Source organism: Streptomyces sp. NPDC046805 (genome assembly GCF_040645355.1).
Classification (GTDB): Bacteria; Actinomycetota; Actinomycetes; order Streptomycetales; family Streptomycetaceae; genus Streptomyces.
This window is the reverse complement of sequence record NZ_JBEYYC010000031.1, coordinates 24,787-42,532: the sequence shown is the minus strand read 5'-3', so window position 1 is coordinate 42,532 and position 17,746 is coordinate 24,787. Positions and strand designations below refer to the sequence as shown.

Below are 17,746 nucleotides of genomic sequence, written 5' to 3'. Positions count from 1 at the left end.
GACCTGCCGAGGGAAGCCGACGGCAGGGGAGCGTGCGGTGGACCCGACGGCGGCGGAACCTACGACGGCAGCACGAAACCCGGTCCGGCGCTGAGGCCCCGGACCGGGCAAGTGCACTGCGAAAGCAGCTGGACGCGAGCGGTCGAGCGCGTTGTGGGCGTCAAGCGCCGCGGCGATGTTGCGACGTGGGACCGGACTCGTCGTCCTCGTCGTCCTCATCGTCGTCGTTGTACAGATCCGCGTACTGTGCGTACGGGTCGTCGTCTTCGTCGTCCTCGAACGGCTCGCCATTCGGCGGCTGGCTCGAAGTCGATGCGCCCAGTTCACTGGCCAGACGTGACAAGTCCGTACCGCCGCTGTTGTACTTCAGCTGGCGGGCGACCTTTGTCTGCTTGGCCTTGGCCCGGCCGCGCCCCATGGCTCGACCCCCTCGGTGACGGGGCTCGACGGCCCCAGAGTCTGACACGCGTTCATGATCCAGAACGGACTCTCCTCGGAGAGGCCGGTCCGTAGGACTTCCACGGTACCTGAGCCCGCGCCCATACGGTACGTCGCCCGCAGCACGCGCGTGTGCCAGGGACCGTCGAGGTGTCCCGTCCTCGCTGGTCAGTGCCGATTTTAACCACTTGTCGGAGGACGACCCGCCGGACGGAGTGAGAGTTCTCTCGAAGTTCCCGCCGACGGGTACCGCTCACACATGCGGCCGCCCCCTGGCCCGGCCGTGGATCCAGGCCGTGGACGCCGGGGGCTAGTGCGCCGCCCGCGGCGGCCGTGCCTCCGCCATCCGCTGCTCGGCGATCCGGTCGGCCGCGGCGGCCGGCGGAATCCCGTCCTCCTTCGCACGTGCGAATATGGCCAGCGTGGTGTCGAAGATCTTCGACGCCTTCGCCTTGCACCGGTCGAAGTCGAACCCGTGCAGCTCGTCGGCGACCTGGATGACACCGCCGGCGTTCACCACGTAGTCCGGCGCGTAGAGGATGCCGCGGTCGGCGAGGTCCTTCTCCACACCCGGGTGGGCGAGCTGGTTGTTGGCCGCGCCGCACACCACCTTGGCGGTCAGCACCGGAACGCTGTCGTCGCTCAGGGCGCCGCCGAGCGCGCAGGGGGCGTAGATGTCGAGGCCCTCGACGCGGATCAGGGCGTCGGTGTCGGCGACCGCGGTCACACCCTCGGCGTACTGGTCGAGGACGCGCCGTACGGAGTCCGCGCGCACGTCCGTGATCACGACCTCGGCGCCCTCGTCGCGCAGGTGCCGCACCAGGTGGTGCCCGACCTTGCCGACGCCCGCGACGCCGACCTTGCGACCGCGCAGCGTCGGGTCGCCCCACACGTGCTGGGCCGAGGCCCGCATGCCCTGGTAGACACCGAAGGCGGTGAGGACGGAGGAGTCGCCGGCGCCGCCGTTCTCGGGGGAGCGCCCGGTCGTCCAGCGGCACTCGCGCGCGATGACGTCCATGTCGGCGACGTACGTGCCGACGTCGCACGCGGTGACGTACCGCCCGCCGAGCGAGGCCACGAACCGCCCATAGGCGAGCAGCAGCTCCTCGGTCTTGATCCGCTCCGGGTCACCGATGATCACGGCCTTGCCGCCGCCGTGGTCGAGACCGGCCATGGCGTTCTTGTACGACATCCCGCGCGCGAGGTTGAGCGCGTCGGCGACGGCCTCTTCCTCGGTCGCGTACGGGTAGAAACGCGTTCCGCCGAGCGCGGGGCCCAGAGCGGTGGAGTGGATGGCGATGACGGCCTTCAGGCCGGTGGCGCGGTCCTGGCAGAGCACGACCTGCTCATGGCCCCCCTGGTCCGAGTGGAACAGGGTGTGCAGGACGCCGTTGGTCACGTCGGTCACTGTGGTGACTCCCGGGTAAGTAAGCAACGGGTGGACGCGGGCTCCCGTACAGGTGGCGGGTGCCGTGGCATGAGACTAGAGCCTGCACCCGCCCGCCATCCTCGCAGTGCCGAGGATCACCCTCGCCCGGCGTACACGGACGCCTGGCCGGGGCATCCCGGGTGCCTGCCTCCGGTCCGCCGGGGGGTGCGGCCCGTACGGGTTCCATACGGGCTCCGTACGGGTTTCGAGCCTGGCCCGGTGGGGATGGAGGAGGCGTGCCCAAGGTGTCCTCGGCGATCATTCCCTACGCGACGTATCTGCGCGTGTACGAACCGCTGGCCGCCTTTCCGGAGCCGGAGCGCGGCCACTGGGCGCGTTACGCCCGCCGCTCCGACCGTCCCTCTTACCAGGAAGAGCTCCGTCGCTCCCTGGCCGATCTGCTGCCCACCCCGCCCGTCCCCGTGCCGGTGCAGGAGAGCGGCGACGCCTTCGTGCTGGACGTCGACGGTGTCGTCTGCGTCTGCCCCTGGCGCACCCGGCTGCGCGGCTGGCAGGCGCTCGGTGACCTGGCCGAGGAGCTCCCGCCGCCGGTGCTGGACTCGGCCCTGCCCCCCGTCGTGCGCCGGCAAGCCGCCCAGGACTACGAGCGCTGGCTCGCGCGCAACCCCGACGCCCGCCCCTGGATCCGCACGTCCACCTGGCAGGTGCCGCTGAACTGGTTCGTGCTGGTCGCCGACGAGGAGCGGCACTACGCCAAGGGCTCCGCCGACGAGGCCCCTGAGCTGCGCTACCGCACCCCCATGGTCCAGGCCCGACGACGGGTGGCCCGGGGCCTGCGCACGCTGAAGGAGACCATCGACGAGGGTCCGTTGATCGACGGTTTGGTGAACGTGGGGCGCTGGCTGGAGGAATTCCATCCGCGCTCGCTCGTGGAGCTGGACTACGGCGGCCTGGTGCACGTGGTCCCGGCCGGCGAGCTGGAGGGGGACCACTCGGCGGCCGACGTGGCCGAGGGCATCGAGGCGCTGCGCCGCGGTGACGGGACCGCGGCCGGTGAGGCGTACGGGCGGTTCGTGGAACGGTGGCGGACGGTGCGCGGCCGGCGGTCGGCGAACTGACGAAGTGACACCCGCGTCGCAAGTGACGTGGGTCACTGCTGTAAGTATGGATGCCTCGTGCGGTCGATGACGCGTGGGCGAATCGACGGGACGCTGCCCGCGATCCGGACTTTTGCGTCAAGGGTGATGGACCGCACGTACGCGGCCCTTGCGTCGCTTGCCCTCCCTCATGCCAAAATAGGACAAGGAGTCCGGTGAGGACTCCTTCCGTCCATATGTGGTGCACTGTGGGCGGAATCTCAGCATTGCACGCTTTGAGGGGGCTGGTGACTCCTATTGGGAGGGCTGGCGACTCCTGATCGCCATGTGACTGATCGTCACACCGGCGTGACTGTCCGCTATGGCATGGTCCATCGGCTTCCGTCGCTGATGGACACCTGGGAGGGCAATTCCATCGGTTTGGCCGACGCGGCTGGACAGATGGTGTAGTTGTAGTGCCGAGGACAAGCCGTTCGTCCTATAACCGACTCGACTCGCGTCCGCCATTTCGGGCAACGCGGGTCAAGGTGCAGAATTTAGAGGAAAGAACCGAGAACGTCGGTTCTCCCGAGGAGGCCGCTCATGACCGCTCGCACCCCTGATGCCGAGCCGCTGCTGACCCCGGCTGAGGTCGCCACGATGTTCCGCGTTGACCCGAAGACGGTCACGCGGTGGGCGAAGGCCGGCAAGCTCACGTCGATCCGTACGCTCGGCGGGCACCGCCGTTACCGCGAGGCCGAGGTCCGCGCTCTGCTCGCGGGCATCCCGCAGCAGCGCAGCGAGGCCTGAATAACTGCATAACCGGGCAAAACGACTGGGTCCCCCAACCTGCCGAAGCGCCCGAACCCTAGCTCCAAGCGACGCGGGACCTGCCCCAACAGGCCCCACGCCCAAGCCGATCAGAACGTTCTAGGCAGCGACACAGGGTGCGTCGTCGATCGCGCTGGACTCCGCCGGGTCCAGCGCGATCTTTTTTGTGCGCCAACTGCCCTGGTGGGACGGCCTCGTGAGCGGCCTTGTCGGAGTCTGGGGAGGGCTGTCGGTTCCGCCAGGCATGCCTCTGGGGGGCAGTGCAATTGCACATATTAAATTGACCTGTTGTAGGACAGTGGTAAGTGCCGCACTTTCAGAAACTTATGCGGTGACACCTGTCACACGTCGGGAGCCTTGTTGCCGCGTGCGCGCGTGGGTTAGAGGAAGCGCGCGTTCCAGCGAGGCGCGGTGGAACGGGAGTTGGGGCCCGGCCGCGTGACGCGGCCGGCTGCGGCGGTTCATGCGCTGGAGGCGCTCTCGTCGTCGACGGTGGCCTCCAGGGGCTGAGCGGCCGGTGGGGCGGAATCCAGCGCCATGCGATGCAGGTGGTGGCAGATCGGACAGTGGCGGGTCAGATGCCGATAGGACGAGGCGGCCGACAGATGCGCCCGGAGAAGCGCCCGCGTCTCCCGCCTGGCCGATGCCCCCATGCGCCACCTCCAGGGGCCCGTACGAGGGGTGGGCCCTGCTCTCTGGGTACCGGCGGAACCTGACGCCGTCAAGACGGCCTGCGCCCGTCTGGGCCCCGCTGCCGAGCGGCGAACTCGCCGTCAACTCGCGGCGGACTCACGGCGAAGCGCACGAGAAAGACCCGCGTCCGATGTCCGGAGGCGGGCCTTCTCTCCTGCGGTGCTGACGGGATCTGCCGTGTCCGATTGCGGCTCCGCCGCGGGCGCGGCCTCCCCGGCGACCGGGCGGCGAGATGTCCGGCAACGAGAAAGGGCCCGCACCCTTGCCGGGTGCGGGCCCTTCGCTCTACTGCGGTCCTGACGGGATTTGAACCCGCGGCCTCCACCTTGACAGGGTGGCGAGCACTCCAAACTGCTCCACAGGACCAGGTTTCGCAGTGCGATGTTCTGCGTTGCGCTGCGAGAAGAGACTCTACAGGAGGGTGAGCTCCCCAGTCGAACTCACCCAACGCACCTGATCCGTTACGGCGCCGCCGCGTCGATCGCCTTCACGATCCGCTTGTCCGAGACGGGGTACGCCGTGCCCAGCGCGTGCGCGAAATAGCTGACCCGCAGCTCCTCCAGCATCCAGCGGATGTCCAGGACCTGCTGCGGAACGGGGTGTCCCTGTGGGAGCTGCTCCAGGAGCCAGGCGTACTCGTCCTGCATCTCGTGGACCTTCTCCATCCGCGTGGTGTCCCGCTGGACGCCCGTGGGCATCTGCTGCAGCCGTCGGTCCGCGGCCACCAGGTAGCGCATCAGGTCCGGCAGCCGGCGCACGCCCGCCCACGTCACGAAGCCGGGCTTCACGAGGGCGTCCAGTTGTGTCCGTACGTCCGCCAGGTTCGCCAGCAGTGCGGGGCTCTTCACGGCCTTCAGGCGGCGCTCGCAGGCCTGCCAGGCGGCGAGGACCTGCTGCACCTGCCCGACCGTGCGTACCGTCGTGTCGACGATCTCCGCGCGCACCTTGTCGAACAGCTTCCGGAACGACTCCTCGTCCCACACCGGGCCGCCGAAATCCGCGATCAGCTTGTCCGCCGCCGCCATCGCGCAGTCGTCGAACAGGGCCTGGATCGAGCCGTGCGGATTCGCGGACAGGGCAAGCTTCTGAGCGTTCGTCAGCTTGTCGGAGGCGAACTTGGCCGGGTTCACCGGGATGTTGCGCAGGATCAGCCGACGCGTGCCCTTCCACATCGCCTCGGCCTGCTCCGCCTCGGTGTCGAAGAGCCGTACGGAGACGGTGTCGCCGTCGTCCACCAGCGCCGGATACGCCTTCACCGGCTGACCGGCCCGGCGGGTCTCGAAGACGCGGCTGAGCGTGCCGATGCTCCAGTCCGTCAGGCCCTTGCGCTCCAGGGACTCGCCGCCCCGGCGCTCGGCGGTGGCGGCCGCTGCCTGGGAGAGGGCCTGTCTCGCCTTCGGCTTCAGCCGGAGCTTCAACGCCTCCAGGTCCTTGTCCTCGGCCAGCTTGCGGCGCCGCTCGTCGACGATGCGGAACGTGACCTTGAGGTGGTCGGGGACCTTCGCCCAGTCGAAGTCGTCCGCCTCGAAGGGCACGCCGACCATGCGCTTCAGCTCGCGGGCCATGGCGACCGTCAGCGGCTCCTGCGACGGCGCCGCCTTCTCCAGGAACTTCTTCGCGTAGTTCGGCGCGGGCACGTAGTTGCGGCGGATCGGCTTGGGCAGGGAGCGGATCAGCTCGGTGACGACCTCTTCCCTGAGGCCCGGGATCTGCCAGTCGAAGCCCTCGTCCGTGACCTGGTTCAGCACCTGGAGCGGGATGTGGACCGTCACACCGTCCGCGTCCGCGCCCGGCTCGAACTGGTACGTCACACGGAACTTCAGCGGGCCCTGCCGCCAGGAGTCCGGGTAGTCGGCCTTGGTGACCGCCTCCGCCGACTCGCGGATGAGCATCTCCCGCTCGAAGTCGAGGAATTCGGGCTGCTCGTGCCGCTTGTGCTTCCACCAGGAGTCGAAGTGGGCGCCGGAGACGACGTGTTCGGGCACCCGCTGGTCGTAGAAGTCGAAGAGCGTCTCGTCGTCGACGACGATGTCCCGGCGCCGGGCGCGGTGCTCCAGCTCCTCCACCTCGCTGAGGAGCTTGCGGTTGTCGGCGAAGAACTTGTGGTGCGTGCGCCAGTCGCCCTCGACGAGCGCGTTGCGGATGAACAGCTCGCGGCTCGTCTCCGGGTCGATGCGGCCGTAGTTGATCTTCCGCTGGGCGACGATCGGGACGCCGTACAGCGTGACCTTCTCGTACGCCATCACGGCCGCCTGGTCCTTCTCCCAGTGCGGTTCGCTGTAGGTCCGCTTCAGCAGGTGTCCCGCGAGCGGCTCGACCCACTCCGGCTCGATCTTCGCGTTGACGCGGGCCCACAGGCGGGAGGTCTCCACCAGCTCGGCGGACATCACGAACCGCGGGGGCTTCTTGAACAGCGACGAGCCCGGGAAGACCGCGAACTTGGCGTTCCGGGCGCCCAGATACTCGTTCTTCGCGCCGTCCTTCACGTCCTTCATGCCGATGTGCGAGAGCAGACCGGCGAGGAGGGAGACGTGGATGCGGTCGGCGGGGGAGTCCTCCTCGGCGAGGTGGATGCCCATCTGCTTGGCGACCGTGCGCAGCTGGAGGTAGATGTCCTGCCATTCGCGGATGCGCAGGAAGTTCAGGTACTCCTGCTTGCACATCCGGCGGAACGAGCTGGAACCGCGCTCCTTCTGCTGCTCGCGGATGTACCGCCACAGGTTCAGGTACGCGAGGAAGTCGCTGGTCTCGTCCTTGAAGCGGGCGTGCTGCTGGTCGGCCTGGGCCTGCTTCTCGGCCGGGCGCTCGCGCGGGTCCTGGATGGACAGCGCGGCGGCTATGACCATGACCTCGCGCACGCAGCCGTTCTTGTCGGCCTCCAGCACCATGCGGGCCAGACGCGGGTCGACGGGCAGCTGGGCGAGCTTGCGGCCGGTGTCGGTGAGCCGCTTGCGTGCGTCCTTCTGCGCCGGGTCCAGCGCACCGAGCTCCTGGAGCAGCTGCACGCCGTCGCGGATGTTGCGGTGGTCCGGCGGATCGATGAAGGGGAACTTCTCGATGTCGCCGAGGCCGGCGGCGGTCATCTGCAGGATGACGGAGGCGAGGTTCGTACGGAGGATCTCGGCGTCCGTGAACTCCGGCCGGGCGTCGAAGTCGTCCTCGGAGTACAGCCGGATGCAGACACCGTCAGACGTACGGCCGCAGCGGCCCTTGCGCTGGTTCGCGCTGGCCTGCGAGATCGCCTCGATGGGCAGCCGCTGCACCTTGGTGCGGTGGCTGTAGCGCGAGATGCGGGCGAAGCCGGGGTCGATGACGTACTTGATCCCGGGGACCGTCAGGGACGTCTCGGCGACGTTGGTGGCCAGAACGATCCTGCGCCCGGTGTGGGGCTGGAAGACACGGTGCTGCTCGGCGTGCGACAGCCGGGCGTACAGCGGCAGGATCTCCGTGAACCTGTACTTCTTCTTCTCCAGCGCGTCGGCCGTGTCCCGGATCTCGCGCTCACCGGAGAGGAAGACGAGGATGTCGCCCTTGCCCTCGCCCATCAGCTCCTCGACGGCGTCCGTGATCGCGGTGATCTGGTCGCGGTCGGCGTCCTCGGAGTCCTCCTCGAGGAGGGGCCGGTAGCGCACCTCCACCGGATACGTCCGCCCGCTGACCTCGACGATCGGGGCGTCGTCGAAGTGCCGGGAGAAGCGCTCGGGATCGATGGTCGCCGACGTGATGACGATCTTCAGATCCGGGCGCTTCGGCAGCAGCTGGGCGAGGTAGCCCAGCAGGAAGTCGATGTTGAGGGACCGCTCGTGGGCCTCGTCGATGATGATCGTGTCGTAGGCGCGCAGCTCGCGGTCGGTCTGAATCTCGGCGAGCAGGATGCCGTCCGTCATCAGCTTGATGAAGGTGGAGTCCTGGTTCACTTGGTCGGTGAAGCGGACCTTCCAGCCGACGGCCTCGCCGAGAGGTGCCTTCAGCTCCTCGGCCACCCGCTCGGCGACGGTCCGGGCCGCGATACGGCGGGGCTGCGTGTGCCCGATCATCCCGCGCACCCCGCGGCCCAGCTCCATGCAGATCTTCGGGATCTGCGTGGTCTTTCCGGACCCGGTCTCGCCCGCGACGATGACGACCTGGTGATCGCGGATGGCGGCCGCGATCTCGTCCTTCTTCTGGCTGACGGGCAGCTGCTCGGGATAGGTGACCGTGGGCACGAGCGAACGCCGCGCGGCGATGCGCTCCTCGGCCTTGCCGACCTCTGCCTCGATCTCGGCGAGGACGGCGGCACGGGCCTCGGGCTTACGGATCTTGCGCGCGCCCTCGAGCCTGCGCCCGAGCCGGTGCGCGTCGCGCAGCGACACCTCGGTCAGGCGGGGAGCGAGGGCGCCGAGAGCGGGGGCTGGATGCGTAGACATACGACGTCCAGGATCTCACCTCGGGCAAACAAGGGGCGAACCCTTTTGGGCCCGCCCCTTGTCGCCTTGCGTTGCCTTGCTTCGCCGCACGCCGTCGCGCCGGCGTCAGCGCACGTCGACGTAGTCCTCCGTGCCGCTGCACACGAAGTGCTTGCTGTCGGGGTACTGGAAGACGGGCACCCAGGTGCCGTCCTGCGTGGCCTTGAAACCCTTGCTGAGGGAGCCGGTCGTCGTCGTGGTGGCGGTGCCCATCAGGTACCAGGTCGACTTGCCCTTGGGCCGGAAGAGGATCTGGACCTTCTGAGCGGCGTACGCCTTCCAGGCCGTGGTGCCGGGCTTGCGCTCCTGGAGCACGCCCTTGACGGTGATCGTGCGGCCCTTGGTCACCGGCTCGGGAGAGGCGTTGGCGTCCTTGATCCGGGTGAGGGAGCGGTTCCTGCGCAGGGCGCCGCTGACGGTGCCCTTGATGTCCTTGGTGGTGGAGCCGGCGTACCTCAGGCGCCAGTAGCCGTCCGTGTGGCCGGGCAGCTTCTGGACGACGAACTGCGAGCCGAAGCCGGTCGTCACGGTCTTCTTGGTGCTCCAGCCGGTCCTGCCGTCGGCCGAGTACTGGATGTCGACGTTCGCCCAGTCGTTGGTGTCGCGCCCGATCTGGTCGAGCTCGCCGGTGACGTCGAGCTGCGCGTACTTGTCCAGCTTGGCCGTGAACTCGGTGAACTTCGTCGTGGCCGTGACCGCCACGGTGACGTCGGCGGTCGTGGTGCGCTGGATCCAGGGGTTGTACGGGTACGGCGGGAAGCCCACCTCGAAGACGCTGTTGCTGCCGTACGGGGACTTCTCCAGGGTGAAGCGGCCGCTCGCGTCCGTGGTCGCGTCGACCGGGCTGCAGGTGCTGCAGTCCTTGTAGTCCATCTCCACGGGGATGCCGGCCAGCGGCTTCCACTCCGCGCCGCTCTGGTACTCCAGCGTGCCGGTGACGTCGATCTTGTCGCCCGCGGTGACGTGGAAGCTGCTCCGGTCGAGGACCAAGCGGGTCGGCGCGGCCTGCGGCCTGATGTCGATCCAGGGGACGGTGGCGTAGCCCAGGTCCCCCTGGTAGTCGGCGTAGGCCCAGCCGCCCCCGGTCAGCTCGCGGGAGACGGAGAAGTGGCCGGCGTCGTCCGTCACGGCGGTGGTCTCGCCGTCCTGGGGGAGCGTGAGGTCGACGGTGGCGCCGGGCAGCGGGACCGTGTCACGGGTGCTGGGGTCACGGACGACCATGTCGCCGGTGGCCGTCACCGTCTTGTGCTCGATGTCCGGCTCGGTCGGCGTGACGGCGAAGCCGGAGATGACGGGCTGCTTCGCGTAGTGCAGCGTGCCCGCGTTCTGCTGGACGGTGGTCTCGCCCGCGGAGTTCGTGGCCTCGATGTCGACCGTGTAGTCGCCCAGGGTGTCCAGGTGGATGGGCTGGGAGGCCCAGATACCCTCCCACGAGCTGACGTAGTACTTCTGCACGAAGTCGGTGATCGTGGCCGCCGGAGCGTCCGACTCGCCGCTGCCGACCGGCCGGAGCTTGGCGGTGATCTTGTCGATGGTGCCGCTGTAGTTCAGGCGTACGTCGAGGACCGACCAGTCGGCCTGATCACTGTAGGCCTCTTTGATGCTCGGTCCCGTGGCGTGGGCCGTGCCGGGCAGCGCCAGCGTGGAGACCAGGACGGCGCCGGCCGTCACCAGCCCCCTGGAGATGTGTCTCAAGAACCCCCCCTAGGGTCTCTGTGACCGACGAAAACCCCCCTCCGGTGCCCGGAGGGGGGTTTTCGTTCTTGTGGCTGGGGCCGGGGTCGAACCGGCGACCTATCGCTTTTCAGGCGATCGCTCGTACCAACTGAGCTACCCAGCCACGAGGTTTCACGTGAAACCTCAGCGGTCCTGACGGGATTTGAACCCGCGGCCTCCACCTTGACAGGGTGGCGAGCACTCCAAACTGCTCCACAGGACCAAGCTGTTGCGTACGACAGTGTCGCACACGATCTTGCGTGCCCCCAACGGGATTCGAACCCGTGCTACCGCCTTGAAAGGGCGGCGTCCTAGGCCGCTAGACGATGAGGGCTATCGGCCCGCCTGGGCGCTTCTCAGCGCGTCGGGGACGTGAGAAGCATATGGGATGGCGGGGAGTATCGCCAAAACGGTTTACGGGCCGGGGGACGACGGTGTTCGCGAGGGCTTGGTGCGGGGCGTACCGGAGGGCCTCGGAGTCGGTCCGGCGGCGCCCGGCTGGTTCTCCTTCGGAAGGTGGCGGCTGACTTCGGCCGTGGTCAGGCCGAGGCCGCCCAGTTTGATCTCGTCCCAGGCCTGGAGGCGGCGGGTGTCCCGGTCGAAGTAGAGGATCGACGCCTCGATCGGGTCCGGGTACTTGCCCTCCACGGCCCGCAGGCCGCTGCCGCCCGTCGACCCCTCGATGCGCAGCCGGGTGCCGTACCGCATGACCTCGGTCCCCTCGTGGTGCAGATGTCCGGCGAGGACGAGCGGCACGTCGCCGTCCGTCTCGCGGGCGGCCGAGGGCTCATGGGCTATGGCGATGTCCACGGGGGTTCCGGCCGCCCGCTGGTCGCGCAGGGCCGAGGCCAGCCGGTCGCCGGCCAGCTGCTCCGCCGTGTCGCCGCCGGGTTTGGCCGAGCGGTCGGGGGTGAACTGCGGGTCGCCGATGCCGGCGAAGCGCAGGCCCTCGATCGACTCGGCGCGGCCGTCGTCCAGGACGTGCACGTTCTTCATGCGCTCCAGGTAGCGCTGGGTGAACCGGGAGTCGTGGTTGCCCCGGACCCAGACGTACGGCACGCCCAGGTTCGCGACAGGGTTCAGGAAGCCGTTCTCCGCCGCCGTGCCGTGGTCCATCGTGTCGCCGGAGTCGACGATCACGTTCACCTTGTACTGCTTCACGAGCGAGGCGATGATCTTCCAGCTCGCCGGGTTCAGATGGATGTCCGAGACGTGCAGGACCCGGATGGTGGTCGGGTCGGGCTGGTAGGCCGGGAGCGTGGACGTGACGTCGTAGAGCTTGGTCACGTTCGTCACCAGGCGCGCCAACTCCTTCTGGTAGACGTCGAATTCCGTGACGATGCTGCGCGCGTTGCCGACGAGGGACGGCGCGGAGGAGAGCAGGCCGGAGAACTTCGGCTCCAGGACGGACTTGGGGTTCCAGGTGGCGTACGCCGTCGCGCCCGAGGCCGCGAGGAGGGCGAGCGCCAGTCCGCCGGCCGCGACGGCGCGGCGGGGGCGGCGGTAGACGGCGAGGCCCAGCGCCGTGGCGCCGGAGACGACGGCGACGCCGGAGCGTACGGCCAGGTCGAGGGTGCCGTGCTCGACGTCGCGGGTGATCTCGTCCTGCAGGCCGGAGAGGCGTTCGGGGTGGTCGACCAGGGCCTGGGCGCGCAGCGGGTCGAGCTGGTCGACGTTGACGTCGAGGCGGACCGGGGCCACATGGCTGTCGAGGGTCAGCGCGCCCAGCGGAGAGACGTTGATCTTCGTGCCGCCGGTGAGGGAGGGGCGCAGGGTCATCGTGGTGTTCATGGGGCCGACGGGAGTCCGAACGTTGCCGACGATCAGCAGTCCCAGCCAGGCGCCGATGAGGACGACCGCTGTCATGCCGAGGGCGCGGACCCAGGGATGCGGCCGGGCGGCGAGTTCGAGGGCGGGAAGACGGGTGCGGGTTGCCCTTCGTACACGGTTCAGGGCTACGACGGGGACGCTGGCCATTGGTCCCGTATGCCCGGCCGCCGGTGTGGATATGCGACGGTTCCGGCTCTCGTCGGGCGCCGGTCTACCCGACAATGGCGGTGTGCTGGAGATGACGCGCGAGGAGTTCGAGGAACTGGTCTCGGAGGCGCTCGACCGGATTCCGACGGAGCTGACGCGACTGATGGACAACGTCGCGGTCTTCGTCGAGGACGAGCCGTCGGCCGACGAGCCGCATCTGCTCGGGTTGTACGAGGGCACTCCGCTGACGGACCGCGGTGAGTGGTACGCGGGGGTGCTGCCGGACCGGATCACCATCTACCGCGGACCGACCTTGCGGATGTGCGAGTCGCGCGAGGACGTCGTCGCCGAAACGGAGGTCACCGTGGTCCACGAGATCGCGCATCACTTCGGGATCGACGAGGCGCGGCTGCATGCCCTCGGGTACGGGTGACGGCCGGGCGCGTGTCCTCTTGCGGGCGGCGGGAGTTGGGGAAGTTGACTTCTTCGTCCTCGCCCGGAGGTGGCCGCCGTGCGCCCCTTGTCCGTACCTGTCCGTCTGGCGGTGACCGTGCTGACCGTCGCCGCTGCCGCCGGCTGTGTGAGCGTGGGTGACGACGGCGGCCGGGCCGCGCCGTCCCACGCGGTGGGGCGGCGGGGCGGTGAGAAGCCCGACGGGGGATCCGGCATGTCGGGAGCCGGTGCCTGGCGTGAGGGGGCGCCGGGCGGCGGCAAGCGCGGGCACGGCGGCAAGGCGAAGCCCGGCGAGTCCGAGTCGGCGTCGGCCGCGGCGTCGGACAGCGCCTCCGCGGGACCGAGCAAGCCGGGCAAGAGCGGGGGCAACGGCAAGAGCGGGGGCGGAAGCGGGAAGCCGGGGAGTCCGACACCGGCCAGACCGCCGTCGGATCCGCCGCGGACGGCGGATCCGACACCGACGCCGCCGCCTGCCGACCCGCCCGCGTCGTCACCGTCGCCCCCGTCCGCCGAGCCGTCGTCGTCGGCGCACGAGAATCCGGGGCCGCAGCTGGTGCAGCGGGAGCCGGCGCCGGTGGCGGGGGCTCCGGCCTGACCGGACGCCCTGGCCGGATCCGGGGGGCCGAACACGGAGCGGTCTCGGGGTGATTCGGGGCTCCGGGGAGCTGTTTGCCTCGGCTTCGGACTCGGTTTGCCTTGGGGGGTGTGGGGTGCGTATGGTGGTAGATCGTTTGATCCCATTTGCCCGGCGCCATCGCAGAGCGCGCCGTGTGGCGCGTTCTCTCCTTTGCCGTGGCTGACCGCATTGAGGCGGTCGTATTGCGAAACACGGAGTTGACGGGCGCGTGCCGACGAGACTCCGGAAGGTTTCGCATTCGCATGTCCGTGTCCAGTACTGATCACATCGTCGTGTCCGAGGACGAGGGCGACGTGTCGCCCGCGGCCGAAGAGGCCGCCGAAGCAGCCCAGGCCGCTGAGACCCCCCAGATCACCTTCGCCGACCTCGGTCTGCCCGAGGGCGTCGTGCGCAAGCTCGCGCAGAACGGTGTGACCACCCCGTTCCCGATCCAGGCCGCGACCATCCCGGACGCCCTGGCCGGCAAGGACATCCTCGGCCGCGGCCGCACCGGCTCCGGCAAGACCCTCTCCTTCGGTCTGCCGACCCTGGCCACGCTGGCCGGCGGCCGCACCGAGAAGAAGCGCCCCCGCGCGGTCATCATGACCCCGACCCGCGAGCTGGCGATGCAGGTCGCCGACGCCCTCCAGCCGTACGGCGACGTCCTCGGCCTGAAGATGAAGGTCGTCTGCGGCGGTACGTCGATGGGCAACCAGATCTACGCCCTGGAGCGCGGCGTCGACATCCTCGTCGCCACCCCGGGCCGTCTGCGCGACATCATCAACCGCGGCGCCTGCTCCCTCGAGGACGTGCAGATCGCCGTCCTCGACGAGGCCGACCAGATGTCGGACCTGGGCTTCCTGCCCGAGGTCACCGAGCTGCTGGACCAGGTCCCGGCGGGCGGTCAGCGCATGCTCTTCTCCGCGACGATGGAGAACGAGATCCAGACCCTGGTCTCCCGCTACCTGAACAACCCCGTCTCCCACGAGGTGGACGCGGCCCAGGGCGCGGTGACGACCATGTCGCACCACATCCTCATCGTGAAGCCCAAGGACAAGGCGCCGGTCACGGCCGCGATCGCCTCCCGCAAGGGCCGCACGATCATCTTCGTCCGCACCCAGCTGGGCGCCGACCGCGTCGCCGAGCAGCTGCGCGACGCCGGTGTGAAGGCCGACGCGCTCCACGGCGGCATGACCCAGGGCGCGCGCACCCGCACCCTGGCCGACTTCAAGGACGGGTACGTCAACGTCCTGGTCGCCACCGACGTCGCCGCCCGAGGCATCCACGTCGACGGCATCGACCTGGTGCTCAACGTGGACCCGGCCGGCGACCACAAGGACTACCTGCACCGCGCCGGCCGCACGGCCCGCGCCGGCCGCACCGGCACCGTCGTCTCCCTCTCCCTGCCGCACCAGCGCCGCCAGATCTTCCGCCTGATGGAGGACGCGGGCGTCGACGCCGGCCGCCACATCATCCAGGGCGGCGCCGCCTTCGACCCGGAGGTCGCCGAGATCACCGGCGCCCGCTCCATGACCGAGGTCCAGGCCGAGTCCGCGGGCAACGCCGCCCAGCAGGCCGAGCGCGAGGTCGCCCAGCTCACCAAGCAGCTGGAGCGCGCCCAGCGCCGTGCCGCCGAGCTGCGCGAGGACGCTGACCGCCTGGTCGCCAAGGTCGCCCGCGAGCGCGGCGACGACCCGGAGACCGCGGTGGCCGAGGCCCAGGCGTCGGCGGCCGAGGCGGTCGCCGCCGTCGAGGTCTCCGTGCCGGAGCAGCCGGCCGCGCACGACGTCGACCGCGCCGAGCGCACGGAGCGCCGTGACGACCGCGGTGGCCGTTCCTTCGAGCGTCGCGACGACCGCGGTGGCCGTGGCTTCGACCGCGACCGTCGTGACGACCGCCGTGGCGGTTTCGACCGTCGTGACGACCGTGGCGGCTTCCGCCAGGACCGTGACCGCCGTGACGACCGTGGCGGCCGTTCCTTCGAGCGCCGTGACGACCGCGGTGGCTTCCGTCAGGACCGCGACCGTGACCGCGGCTTCGAGCGTCGCGACGACCGTGGCGGCCGTGGCGGTTTCGAGCGCCGTGACGACCGTGGTGGCTTCCGCCGTGACGACCGTCGTGACGACCGCGGCGGCTTCCGTCAGGACCGCGACCGCGGTGAGCGTGGTTTCGACCGTCGTGACGACCGTGGTGGCCGTGGCTTCGAGCGCCGTGACGACCGTGGCGGCTTCCGCCGCGACGACCGCGGTGGCCACCGCGGCAGCGACCGCCCGTTCAACCGTGACCGTCGCGACGACCGCCCCGGCTTCCGTTCCGGCGGCCACGACCGCCCGAACGGCCGTCGTGACGACCACCGCGGCTCCGGCTCCTTCGGCCGCCGCGAGGACAAGCCGCGCTGGAAGCGCAACGGCTGACGTCTGCGCGCACCGCACGCACTGAACTAGAGCGCCGTGGCCCCCACTTGATGGCGGGGGCCACGGCGCTCTCGCGTATGCGGCCTGTGGCGCATGTCACGCCCCTGTCGGGGGAATCGCTGGGGGCATGACAGATGACGCCATAGAGAACGCCACGGAGCGTGGAGAGAGTGGGCTGTCGGACGAGGAACGGCTTGCCCAGCTCGGTTACACCCAGGTCCTCGCCCGCCGTATGTCGGCGTTCTCCAACTACGCCGTCTCCTTCACGATCATCTCGGTGCTGTCCGGCTGCCTGACCCTCTACCTCTTCGGCATGAACACCGGCGGTCCCGCGGTGATCACCTGGGGGTGGGTGGCGGTCGGCCTGATGACGCTGTTCGTGGGCCTGTCGATGGCGGAGATCTGCTCGGCCTACCCGACGTCGGCGGGACTGTACTTCTGGGCGCACCGGCTGGCGCCGCCGCGCTCCGCGGCCGCGTGGGCCTGGTTCACGGGCTGGTTCAACGTCCTGGGCCAGGTCGCGGTGACGGCGGGCATCGACTTCGGCGCGGCGTCCTTCCTGGGCGCCTGGCTGAACCTCCAGTTCGGCTTCGAGGTCACCCCGGGCCGCACGGTCCTGCTCTTCGCGGCGATCCTGCTCCTGCACGGCCTGCTGAACACCTTCGGCGTCCGCATCGTCGCCCTCCTCAACGACGTGAGCGTGTGGTGGCACGTGCTGGGGGTCGGGGTGATCGTCGGCGCGCTGGCCTTCGTACCGGACCACCACCAGTCGGCGTCCTTCGTGTTCACGAAGTTCGTGAACAACACGGGCTGGGGGAGCGGGGTGTACGTGGTGCTGCTGGGCCTGCTGATGGCCCAGTACACCTTCACGGGGTACGACGCCTCGGCCCACATGACGGAGGAGACCCACGACGCGTCGACGGCGGGCCCGAGGGGGATCGTCCGCTCCATCTGGACCTCCTGGGTGGCGGGCTTCGTCCTCCTCCTCGGCTTCACGTTCGCGATCCAGTCGTACGGCAAGGAGCTCGCGTCGCCGACCGGGGCACCCCCGGCCCAGATCCTGCTCGACGCGCTGGGAGCGACCGCCGGCAAGCTGCTCCTGCTGGTGGTGATCGGCGCGCAGCTGTTCTGCGGGATGGCGTCGGTGACGGCCAACAGCCGTATGATCTACGCCTTTTCGCGCGACGGGGCCCTCCCCTTCTCGCGTGTCTGGCACACGGTGAGCCCGCGCACGCGCACGCCGGTCGCGGCGGTCTGGCTGGCGGCGGGCGGCGCGCTCGTCCTCGGCCTGCCGTACCTGATCAACGTGACCGCGTACGCGGCGGTGACGTCGATCGCGGTGATCGGCCTCTACATCGCGTACGTCGTCCCGACCCTGCTGCGCGTCCGCAAGGGCGACGCCTTCGAACGGGGCCCGTGGCACCTGGGCCGCTGGTCCCAGCTGGTCGGGATCATCTCGGTCGCCTGGGTCGGCGTGATCACGATCCTCTTCATGCTCCCCCAGCTCTCCCCGGTCACCGGCGAGACCTTCAACTACGCCCCGGTCGCGGTCCTGGTGGTCCTCGGCTTCGCCGCGACCTGGTGGCTGGCCTCGGCCCGGCACTGGTTCCTCAACCCCGACCACACCCGCACCCGAGCCCGCGAGGCGTCCCGCTCCGACCTGCCCGAACCGGTCGATCCCTGACGGTTCCTGACCT

The 17,746-nt window shown here is 69.7% G+C and carries 12 protein-coding genes and 4 tRNA genes; 6 read left to right on the top strand and 10 right to left on the bottom strand.

Annotated features, from left to right (window positions below; translation table 11 throughout):
- Nucleotides 1–160: 160 nt before the first annotated feature.
- Both ABZ910_RS28440 and ABZ910_RS28435 read right to left on the bottom strand, forming a co-directional pair.
- Nucleotides 161–418, bottom strand: a complete 258-nt coding sequence (locus ABZ910_RS28440) for a DUF3073 domain-containing protein (RefSeq protein WP_307621316.1) — start codon at nucleotides 416–418, stop codon at nucleotides 161–163.
- Nucleotides 419–748: 330 nt separating this feature from the next.
- Complete coding sequence (locus ABZ910_RS28435; RefSeq protein ID WP_361370169.1) at nucleotides 749–1,846, bottom strand: Glu/Leu/Phe/Val dehydrogenase dimerization domain-containing protein; 1,098 nt, start codon at nucleotides 1,844–1,846, stop codon at nucleotides 749–751.
- Nucleotides 1,847–2,103: 257 nt separating this feature from the next.
- On the opposite strand from ABZ910_RS28435, the gene ABZ910_RS28430 reads away from it, so the two are divergent.
- The gene (locus ABZ910_RS28430) at nucleotides 2,104–2,946 is read left to right on the top strand and encodes a hypothetical protein (protein WP_361370166.1); all 843 of its coding nucleotides are present in this window, start codon (nucleotides 2,104–2,106) and stop codon (nucleotides 2,944–2,946) included.
- Between the two features lie 561 nt (nucleotides 2,947–3,507).
- The gene (gene bldC / locus ABZ910_RS28425) at nucleotides 3,508–3,714 is read left to right on the top strand and encodes a developmental transcriptional regulator BldC (protein ID WP_003949541.1); all 207 of its coding nucleotides are present in this window, start codon (nucleotides 3,508–3,510) and stop codon (nucleotides 3,712–3,714) included.
- A 482-nt stretch (nucleotides 3,715–4,196) separates the two neighbouring features.
- Here the strand turns inward: bldC and ABZ910_RS28420 are convergent, their stop codons facing one another.
- The 8 genes from ABZ910_RS28420 to ABZ910_RS28385 all read right to left on the bottom strand — a co-directional run bounded on the left by ABZ910_RS28420 (nucleotide 4,197) and on the right by ABZ910_RS28385 (nucleotide 12,566).
- A complete protein-coding gene (locus tag ABZ910_RS28420) occupies nucleotides 4,197–4,388 on the bottom strand; it encodes a DUF6274 family protein (protein ID WP_361370163.1) in 192 nt (63 codons plus the stop codon).
- Nucleotides 4,389–4,719: 331 nt separating this feature from the next.
- Nucleotides 4,720–4,794, bottom strand: a tRNA-Asp gene (locus ABZ910_RS28415).
- 95 nt (nucleotides 4,795–4,889) lie between these two features.
- Nucleotides 4,890–8,834 (bottom strand): ATP-dependent RNA helicase HrpA, encoded by a 3,945-nt coding sequence (gene hrpA / locus ABZ910_RS28410; RefSeq protein ID WP_361370159.1) that lies wholly within the window; start codon nucleotides 8,832–8,834, stop codon nucleotides 4,890–4,892.
- Nucleotides 8,835–8,939: 105 nt separating this feature from the next.
- Nucleotides 8,940–10,568, bottom strand: coding sequence for a hypothetical protein (locus ABZ910_RS28405; RefSeq protein ID WP_361370156.1), 1,629 nt, complete (start codon nucleotides 10,566–10,568; stop codon nucleotides 8,940–8,942).
- Between the two features lie 71 nt (nucleotides 10,569–10,639).
- A tRNA-Phe gene (locus ABZ910_RS28400) sits at nucleotides 10,640–10,713 on the bottom strand.
- Between the two features lie 24 nt (nucleotides 10,714–10,737).
- Nucleotides 10,738–10,812: transfer RNA gene (locus tag ABZ910_RS28395), tRNA-Asp, on the bottom strand.
- 38 nt (nucleotides 10,813–10,850) lie between these two features.
- Nucleotides 10,851–10,923 (bottom strand) — tRNA-Glu (locus tag ABZ910_RS28390).
- 80 nt (nucleotides 10,924–11,003) lie between these two features.
- Nucleotides 11,004–12,566, bottom strand: a complete 1,563-nt coding sequence (locus ABZ910_RS28385; RefSeq protein ID WP_361370154.1) for a metallophosphoesterase — start codon at nucleotides 12,564–12,566, stop codon at nucleotides 11,004–11,006.
- An 82-nt stretch (nucleotides 12,567–12,648) separates the two neighbouring features.
- Here ABZ910_RS28385 and ABZ910_RS28380 point away from each other — a divergent pair, with 82 nt between their 5' ends.
- The 4 genes from ABZ910_RS28380 (at nucleotide 12,649) to ABZ910_RS28365 (ending at nucleotide 17,733) form a co-directional block, all read left to right on the top strand.
- A complete protein-coding gene (locus ABZ910_RS28380; protein ID WP_361370151.1) occupies nucleotides 12,649–12,999 on the top strand; it encodes a metallopeptidase family protein in 351 nt (116 codons plus the stop codon).
- 78 nt (nucleotides 13,000–13,077) lie between these two features.
- On the top strand, nucleotides 13,078–13,614 hold the full coding sequence (locus tag ABZ910_RS28375; RefSeq protein ID WP_361370148.1) for a hypothetical protein: 537 nt from the start codon (nucleotides 13,078–13,080) through the stop codon (nucleotides 13,612–13,614).
- 284 nt (nucleotides 13,615–13,898) lie between these two features.
- Entirely contained in the window at nucleotides 13,899–16,049 is a 2,151-nt protein-coding gene (locus ABZ910_RS28370; protein ID WP_361370145.1) for a DEAD/DEAH box helicase, read from the top strand.
- Between the two features lie 127 nt (nucleotides 16,050–16,176).
- The gene (locus ABZ910_RS28365; RefSeq protein WP_361370142.1) at nucleotides 16,177–17,733 is read left to right on the top strand and encodes an amino acid permease; all 1,557 of its coding nucleotides are present in this window, start codon (nucleotides 16,177–16,179) and stop codon (nucleotides 17,731–17,733) included.
- The last annotated feature ends 13 nt before the right edge of the window (nucleotides 17,734–17,746 follow it).

Coding starts and splice junctions, on each gene's coding strand:
- hrpA (WP_361370159.1), bottom strand. CDS start 8,834: ATGTCTACGCATCCAGCCCCCGCTCTCGGCGCCCTCGCTCCCCGCCTG.
- ABZ910_RS28440 (WP_307621316.1), bottom strand. CDS start 418: ATGGGGCGCGGCCGGGCCAAGGCCAAGCAGACAAAGGTCGCCCGCCAG.
- bldC (WP_003949541.1), top strand. CDS start 3,508: ATGACCGCTCGCACCCCTGATGCCGAGCCGCTGCTGACCCCGGCTGAG.
- ABZ910_RS28370 (WP_361370145.1), top strand. CDS start 13,899: ATGTCCGTGTCCAGTACTGATCACATCGTCGTGTCCGAGGACGAGGGC.
- ABZ910_RS28385 (WP_361370154.1), bottom strand. CDS start 12,566: ATGGCCAGCGTCCCCGTCGTAGCCCTGAACCGTGTACGAAGGGCAACC.
- ABZ910_RS28365 (WP_361370142.1), top strand. CDS start 16,177: ATGACAGATGACGCCATAGAGAACGCCACGGAGCGTGGAGAGAGTGGG.
- ABZ910_RS28420 (WP_361370163.1), bottom strand. CDS start 4,388: ATGGGGGCATCGGCCAGGCGGGAGACGCGGGCGCTTCTCCGGGCGCAT.